This window comes from Agrobacterium sp. 22-221-1 (assembly GCF_053522445.1).
In genome coordinates, this window is sequence record NZ_JBNWCL010000037.1 from 1 (window position 1) to 8,970 (window position 8,970).

Below are 8,970 nucleotides of genomic sequence, written 5' to 3' on the forward strand. Positions count from 1 at the left end.
TGATCTGTTCGTCTGTAAAACGATTGCGCTTCATTCCCTGGTCCTCTCAATGGGCCAGAGCTTACTTCAAAATGGATTATTTCAACGGGGCAAGGTCAGTCCGCCCGAACAAAAAGCAGATTACGCGCGAAATATATGAAACGAAGGTCGATCGCTGGATCAAATTATGGCCCGAGCTCGCAATCGTCGGCTGGGATCAATAAATGTGGCAAGCAGGCTTCCACACAGCCTGTCCGATTAAAGCAACACTTGTTTTTCCGGCTTTTGCTGTGCCTGAGGGTAAATAATTTTGAGACGCCCGCAATCTCTGCTGCTAAGCAGACGATGACCGCTGGTGCGCTTGGTCGCAAAATTGTAAACGGCAGGCCGTCAGCACTGCGACGCTTTCGCTTCGGTGGCATTTGCTACATAATTCCACGATTACCCTCCAGAGCGCATCCATGGAAACTTCTCTCTATCAACCTGTGAAAGCCTTTCTCGAAAAGGCTGGCTATGTGGTCAAAGGAGAGGTCGGCAGTTGCGATCTCGTCGGTCTAAGTGAAGATGATCCGCCCGTCGTCGTGATTTGCGAACTGAAACTCGCTTTCAATCTCGAGCTGATACTTCAAGCGGTTGATCGGGGATCGATCTCTGATGAAGTCTGGATCGCAGCGAAAATGTCTGTCCGAGGGAAAGGACGCGATACCGATAAGCGTTACCGAGACCTTTGTCGTCGCCTGGGGATTGGAATGCTTGGGGTATCGGAAGGCGGTGATGTCAACATCATCGTGAGTTCGGTTTCTCCAATGCCACGAACAAATCCCAAACGGCGGTCGCGACTTATACGCGAACATCAGAAACGCAAAGGTGATCCAGTGCTTGGTGGCAGCATGCGTACACCACTCATGACGGCGTACCGCCAGCAAGCACTTGGATGTGCGAAAGCCTTGGCCCAAGGACCACTACGCGTCCGCGATGTGAAGCTGGGCTTCCCCGATGCGGGCAAAATACTACTCTCAAATGTATATGGCTGGTTTGAGAGGCTTGACCGAGGGGTCTATGGTTTGAGCGACGCGGGCCGCGAAGCATTGATGCGCTGGCCTATATGAGTGACAGATTAATCGCCGTTGGCGCGATCAGAGCCTGCCCCTCTACTACGCAAATCTTTGGGTGGTCGGTATATTCCGGGGAAATGGGCGACCTAACCAAACCGATAGGCCACCCGAACTACTTTCATCAACATCCATCATCAACCATTGGCATGGCTGATGATCTTCAAGGCGGTCCGGCGAATTGCATTTCCCAGCAACCTCTGTGCCCTTAACAAAGAATATTGATCATCTTTGGTCGAGGTCGACAGCGAGAGACAAGACGATCACCGTCCCTGCCGTGCAAGTTTCGGTGACGAGCGTAATGGAGGGAACTCCAATACGCTCTGTCAAAATGTTGACCAAACGCACGCGCCATCAAACGAAACGGAAGTCATCCGCACCGAGTTGAGCCCATGCAACGTTCTGGATCAGGATGGAGTTTTCCGCATCGTAGAAGATTTTCGTGTCCGTACCGACCTGGCTCGTCTTTGCGACAAGGTCCTGCCAGCTTGCAAACAAACCATGCTCGAACTCGATGATGTCCTGGCCCTTGGTAAAGTCCTGAATCGTATCGTGGCCGAAACCGAGGTTGAAAATAAACGTGTCGCTGCCAGTTCCGCCATTGAGCACGTCGTTCCCGTCAGAGCCATTGAGGACATCATTTCCGTCTTGGCCGCTCAGGAAGTCGTTGCCTGCACCGCCAATGAGAAAATCATTCCCCTGCCCGGCGTGTATCGTATCGTTTCCAGTGCCACCTAACAAAATATCGTCAAGGAATCCACCGACTATGATGTCGTTTCCAGCACCGCCGTCGATATATCCTGCGGCATTCGGATTGCCAGTGATCGTGTCATTCCCGCTATTGGATATTAACGCCTCAAAGTTTCCTGTTGCGAGCGAGATATTCACATCTCCCGTCGAGGTCACAATACCAGTGTCGTAGCCGGAACCTCCGTCGATGGCTTGCGGCAGCAATGTTCCGCCGGATTTTCCATAGCTCGCAGCATCGAAGTAAATCGTATCGTCACCTGCACCTCCATGCAGAATGTCCGCCTCTCCCGCTCGCCCGTCGATAATGTCATTGCCGTTGCCTCCGATGAGGTAGTCGACGGCTTGCTTCATATTTGAGCCGACAAGCGAAACGGAGCGATCACCGAGTGCCGTCACCCAATTGCCAGCAACGCCACCGCTTACACGTTGCCCGCCATCGAAACCAACATATCCGTCGGCGTCGAGCATCAGGGCAGGATAACCACGGACGTAGGTTCGAGCATCATTCACCGAAATCGCTTCATAGGTTTTCCAATGACCGGAGGAGGGAATAGGACCGTTAAGAAAAACGTGCGTTGTAACAGTATAAACCCAGATTTCATCCCAAGTCCCGAATATCGTTACCGGTATCTTGTCCGCCTCGAAATACGTTTTCTGCGTCTTGTCTGTTGCGATATAACTGAAGCCATATTTGCTATCCAGGCGAACATCTTCATAATGACGCGATTCTATACTCCGATTGCTCGAGATATCAGCCTGCGTCCGCAGAAGCCGATTATCGTTGCCGTTGAGTACGGCCTCCGCATTCATTCCGGCTATGACGGTGTTGGACATACCGTTTATCGTCGCAGAGCCGCTTTTAGCGAGTAATATTGTGCTGTTGTTCGCCCATAATTTATTCGCCTGGCCACTTATGGATATAGTGGAGTTACTAATGCTCGGCCTTACAAAATCATATTGCGAGCCATCTCCGTTGAACAACACCACTGCGGCAAGGGGATGATTCGACAAGGATATGGAATTGTCATCGCCATCTATTTTAATTTGTATCCCATTTTTACTGCTATTTAAAATAAACTTAGATTCCCCATTCGCGCTTTCCCAAGAAAATTCTTCAAATAGCTGAGATATATCTTCTCCAAACCTCCACAATTGGGTGGTCTTTGATCCATCAGCTAGTGTCAACGAAATTTCAGTACTAAAGCCATCTGGAACTGATCCGATTTGCATGGCATTATCGGAGATGACTTCTGTAGTGTATAGATATTGAATGATATCTGTGCTTTTAGATTTTCCATCCTTGAGTAGTGTGGTGGTTATCGAAGATAATGGCTGATTGTCTGGTAGGTTAACGTAGTCTATCTTGCTCGTTGTTGAGCCGCTGATGGAGGACGTGTGCGTCTCCACATTACCAAGGCCATCCGGCGAGCTGTTGCTTGTCGTTATTGTCGTCACCTTACCGTCGGCTCTTACATTTTTTTGCCAGCTCTGTAGAAGGGACCCATCAGTCGAGAATGTTTGATATAGCGTCCTGGAGGCACCGCTAGCATCATGCGTAGTACTCTCGACATGGTCAAAATATCCCAGCCCTGCGGAGTCTCGCTGCAAGACAGATGATCTTCCATCGGCGGACGTGGTAATGATTGTTTTTTCACGGACAGAACCGTCACTGTTGGTTTCTACGATTGTCCTGACAACGCTTCCATCCGCCCTCGTAACGGAGATGTCTCGCTCTATGCGATCAGTAACACCGTCCCCGTTGATATCCATGTAGTCGGTCATGGTTTGGCCATCTCTGCTGGTGACCGATATTTGGCGGTCGGTAAGAACCCCCGAATGATTGAAATTTTCGACTGTGACGGTCTCTGTTCCATCAACCGCAATTCTGGTTTCGGCAGTTTGGCTAACCGTATTCGCCAGCAAATTATGGTGCGTTACCTCTACTACGCGCCCATCAGCGCTCGTGTACGTCGTGGTTTTAAAAAACAGGTCTTCACGTGTTTCAAGCTTGGAGCCATCCGCATTTTGAAGTGTATGCACCGCTTCGCTGTCAGTTTCCCCGTTTAAGCCAAGGCTCACCTTTGTTTTTGTCAGGCCATCTGCGGTCGTGGACACGACTGTATCGTAAAAAGGATTGTCCTTGATCGTCTGCGTCGTGCTGCCGTCACTGTTCAGGACGGTTACGTCAGTCACACTCTCCTCAAATGTGCCATCACCATCCTTGTCCCATCGTTTGGAAATGGACAGGCCATCATCACTGGTCGATTCTTCATATCGAGCTTCAAGTGAACCGTCCGCCTTGAAGTACGACGTCACCTGGGTGCGTGTTCCATCGGCACCAACGGTCAGTGTTTCGGTTTTGCTCTGATCGAAAATTCCATCGCCATTATTGTCCCAATTATACATGGTTGTCGTGGCATCGGCGCTTGTCGTCACAACGGTCCGGTCAGCGAGCGCGCCACTCGCAGTGAAATTGCTGACAGTGTGCGTCCGACTGCCATCGGAATTCAATGCTGTGACATCGATTTGCGTCTGATCGACTGAACCGTTCCCGTCAGTATCCCACTGTCTGGTTATGGCGAGAGCGTCGTCGCTTGTCGTGGTCGTGAGCCGACGTTCAAGGCCTCCAGCCGCGTTAAAATCAGACGTGGTGACCACGGTGTTTCCGGCTGCATCGTGGACGGATGTCTGTGTCCGATCAACGTGCCCGTCGCCGTTTTTATCAGTGGTGACAGTCGTTGTCCGCTCGTCCGGACTGACCTTTGTGACAACCCGTTCCTGCAAAGCACCAAGACTGTCGAAAACAGAAACTGTCTCAGTGCTTTCACCACTCGCGCTCAAAACCGATGTTTTCGTTTGGGTGAGGTCAAAGCCGCCGGTGCCGTTTGTGTCCCACTGTGTTGTCTCCACCTGGGCATTTACCGACGTTGTAACCACGACCTTTTCACGCAGGCTGCCATCCCCATTGAAGCTGGAGCGCGTTTCGGTCTGACTGCCGTCCTGGTTAGAAACAATCGAGAGAGTTTCGGTCAGATCAATAGTTCCATCACCGTCCGTGTCCCGCTCAAGGGTCATTGATCGGCCATCGGAACCCGTGGTGCTGACGGCCTTATCTCGCAAGCTACCGTCACTATTGTAGTCTATCACCGTTGTTACGACATCGCCGTTGGCTGCGGTGTGGGTCACGCTCCGCTGATCTGTAATGGTATCGCCATCAAGATCATATACGACGGTCTCATTGCCATTGGCGCTGGTGGTCTTGACGGTCTTTTCCTTCAAAGAGCCGTCACGATGAAACTCCGAGATGGTATGCGTCTGGCTGCCGTCAGCATTGTGAACAGTCAATTCAGTCCGAGTGTTGTCGATCCTTCCCGCTCCCGTTTTATCAACGGTGGTGGCCTGCGAGAGTTCGTTGCCATTGGTGGTCGTGACGCTCTGTTGCTTGATTGTGCCGTCGCCATTCCAATGCGTGATCGTCTGGGTCTTGCTACCGCCAATTTTCAGAACAGTCGTGTCGGTAATTTTTTCATCAACAACACCATCGCCGTCGCGATCATATTCCACGACACGAACAAGCCCGTTTCCGCTGACGGTTGTTACCAATCGGGAACTTGTCGAGCCATTCGGGTGGAATTCAGTTACGGTGGTCGTCTTGCCGCCATCGCCATTCAGGACGACACTTGTGCTCTGCTTTTGATCGTAAACGCCATCCCCGTTTGCATCCCTCTGGACGACGGTATTCAGATTGTCATCTGAGCGTGTGGTGATCGTACGATCTTTCAGTGACCCGTCAGGATTATAACCGGACACGGTTTCAATGAAGCTGCCGTCGCTCGCGGTCACTCGCTCGATCTGGCGATCAAGGTGGCCATCGCCGTTTGCATCAAATCGGGATATCGAACTCAACCGGTCAGCACTGAGCGCCGAAATAACCGTCGCGCGCACGGAACCATCAGCATGATATTCGATCACAGCCTGTGTTTGACTGCCGTCAGGGTTGAGAACGGTAGTCTCGTTCGTCGAGCGGCTGACGGTCCCGGAACCGGCATTGTGCCACTGGGTATTTTTCTCCAGCCCGTCTGCACTAGCTGTAACGATCATTTTGTCGAGCAAAACGCCAGAGGCGCTGTATTGGCTCGTCGTGACTGTGGAACTCCCATCGGAATTTGTGGACGTCTGGCGTATTTGCGTCCGATCCGTGGTTCCAGCAGCATTACCGGCATAAAGAATCGTCGTTGTCAGGCCATCGGCGCTCGTGATGGTCGTCGTTCTGGTTTTGAGAGAACCGTCCGGATTGAACACGCTCGCGACATTCTGCGATTCCCCGGTTGCCAGAACAGAAACCGATTCTACGAAGTCCAGGTCGCCATCTCCATCGGTATCGAAAGCATCCGATCTCGTTTTTCCGTCGGCGCTCCAGTTCGAAATCGATGTGGCACGGAGGCTGGCATCGGCATTCGATTCCACGATCGTTTTCGTTCGCCCGCCGTCTGCGTTCACCACGGTGATTTCTTCCGTGACGAGATCGAAAACGCCGTTTCCGTCAAAATCGGCTTTGACGGTCTTGCTCAAGCCGTCCGCGCTGAGAGTGGTGACAAGGCCACTGCGCAACGACCCGTCGCCATTGAGATTATTTTGGGTTGTTATCGAGCTTCCATCGGCAGCGACAACTATTCCAGAATTCTGCTTGCTCTCGGCGACGCCATTACCGTCCTTGTCCGTCAGTATTTCTTTCGAGCGTCCGCCAGCGCTCGTCGTCGTCACCACACGTTGGGTTATGGTTCCATTGCCTGATTGGGTAAGGACTTCCTCAGTCTTGCTTCCATTCCCATTCAGAGTGACGGCACGATTTTCGATGACGTCGAAAATGCCATCGCCATTCAAATCGGATTTTACGCTTGAAGCGGTTCCGCCTGCATTCGAGAAGACTGAAATCGCCTCCTTTTGAGAGCCGTCCTGGTTGAGATATCTTATCGTAGTAATGGTGCTGTTGTCTGATCCGACAATACGCGTTTCAACCTGATCTACGCTGCCGTTACCATCCAGATCGCGCGTGATTGTGATATTTTTTTTGTCCGCGCTCGTTGAGGTAGCTTCCCTGCTCAGCAAGCGGCCGTCTGGCGCGTAGTTGGAAATCGTTTGCGTGCGATCTCCAGCGCTGTTTATCGCGGTGACTTCTGTTTGGCGGGTATCGGGTACACCATCCCCACCAATGTCATACTCCAGGGACTTCGTCAGGCCATCGGCGCTCGTGATCAGTGTCGATTTGTAAGCAACACTCCCATCGGGATGGAAGGCGGACGTCAAAATTGATGTCGAACCATCGGGGTTGACGACAGTCTCCCTGTCAACGATGTAGCCTTGGCCATCATAAACAAACTGGACGTCGGCCATAGTACCGGTCGTACCGTCGGTCCGGGTGTATCCTCCCTGACCCAGTACGACTGAACCATCTCCCAAGACCGTGCGATTATTGTCGGTCGACAGATCAATGGACGCGATCCCCAGTTGGTCAAAGGTCTGGAGTTGCTGCGTGCCGTCGGGATTCGAAACAAGTATCTTGAATTCGGACCAGCGCGCGTCGCCCGCATCAAGCTTGCCGTTTCCGTTCGTATCGAAAACGTTCGCCAGAGCCTCGGTGTTCGATTTTGCCGTTGGGTCCCAAGACGTAAAGATAAAAGCTTCCGGAGAATTCACGTCTCCCGACCCCTGTTGGTCGAGTACCAGCACGCCGTTGCCGCTTCCTGCCCAGGCGGTTTTATGCTGTAGCCCGTCTCCCTCCATGTTCAAATAGGTATTCGACGAACCAACCGAAGTTATATTGAGGCCGTTGCCGGTCAAATCGAGAACGACAGGGTCAAACCAGGATTCCACAATATATACTCGGGGTGCAGCTGGCTCTCCCTTGAGGATGATCGGTTTTAATACGGTTGAGTTTTCGTAGGGCACCCCCTCTGGAGACGTGGAAGCGGGCTTTGGCTCCGAATCACCACTCTCATCATCCCACATCGATTCAATCGACTGGAAGAAGTCCCCGACAGAATATCGACCGGCGGCATCCGTGACCGCGTTCCGCAAATCTGAGGCAAAGTTTGCCGTAAATTCATAGAGATCGTCTGACGCATTGGGGTAGTGTTCGTTGACTGTGTCGTAGAGAGCTTCAGCTGCCGCAGAACCAACATACCCGGCCACGACAACGGCGGCGACCCCTGTGAGCGTCGGGGCTGCTATAACGCCCACAACGGCGCTGGCAAATAGCCCGCCGGCAATATTCGCCGCACCGCTTAGATCGCGATCAGTGGCTCCTGTCGCAACGGAAACAACTACATCTTCAATAGCTCTGAAAGAAAGCGCCAGCTTTCCAGCCGCCGTGCCTTTAATGCCTCCCTTCAGGGCATTGTCTAACAACCCACTGGATATCCCTACATAGGCAGAGTAGCCGCTGGCTACCGCGTCTGGGGCACTGTGAAATGGCTTGGTGAGATTATCAAATGTTCGTCGTGTAAAATCATCAAAAAAAGTTGCCATATCACCACCCCCTACTTAGAAAAATCCATATCTGTGACGAAGAATTACAAACGCACCAAATCCTGTGATGAGGAACAGCGCTACGTTGAAGAGAAGAAAAGAAAAATATTTGAACGGTTTTTCTGCAGCTCTATACGAGCCGATTCCGGTTTTTATTTCCCCGGAAAAAGTGGATTTCATTAAGTAAGGCACGTAATAAAAGAAACAAAAATACAAACAGGCAGATAATAAGGCGTCCAAAAAAAATCGTTCGCTTAGGATATATTCCTTAATATTCAAGAACACTTTGTCCACCTAGTGATATATTATCGCCGACACTACTATCATCAGCAACCAGCAGAACCTCTGACCCGCCCGTCCCAGTATTGTTTCAACCAACTGAGAACGGGGCACCAAAAATCTTAAATCCGGTTTTCTCGCAGGTTTCAATAGAAAGTTGTGTTTTTTTCTCATGTTTTATTATCATTGAGAATTCAGAGACTTGGAAAACTCATCCCCCTAGATGTTGGTTTCCACGCGGAACTGAGCCGGTTAGGCGCATAATTTCCATTGAGAATTGAGCCATGTGAACCTTCCCCCAACGCGGTGAGCGACGGGGGCA

At 51.4% G+C, this 8,970-nt stretch carries 2 protein-coding genes and 1 pseudogene; 2 read left to right on the top strand and 1 reads right to left on the bottom strand.

Annotation, left to right across the window (positions count from 1 at the left end):
- Both ACQZ5N_RS26195 and ACQZ5N_RS26200 read left to right on the top strand, forming a co-directional pair.
- Positions 1 to 203 (top strand): annotated as a pseudogene (locus tag ACQZ5N_RS26195) (hypothetical protein); the annotation flags it as partial.
- Positions 204 to 440: 237 nt separating this feature from the next.
- Positions 441 to 1,088, top strand: a complete 648-nt coding sequence (locus ACQZ5N_RS26200) for a DUF2161 domain-containing phosphodiesterase (protein ID WP_448734550.1) — start codon at positions 441 to 443, stop codon at positions 1,086 to 1,088.
- A gap of 357 nt (positions 1,089 to 1,445) precedes the next feature.
- Here ACQZ5N_RS26200 and ACQZ5N_RS26205 read toward each other — a convergent pair whose 3' ends face one another.
- Positions 1,446 to 8,369, bottom strand: coding sequence for a hypothetical protein (locus ACQZ5N_RS26205; protein WP_448734551.1), 6,924 nt, complete (start codon positions 8,367 to 8,369; stop codon positions 1,446 to 1,448).
- Positions 8,370 to 8,970 lie beyond the last annotated feature (601 nt).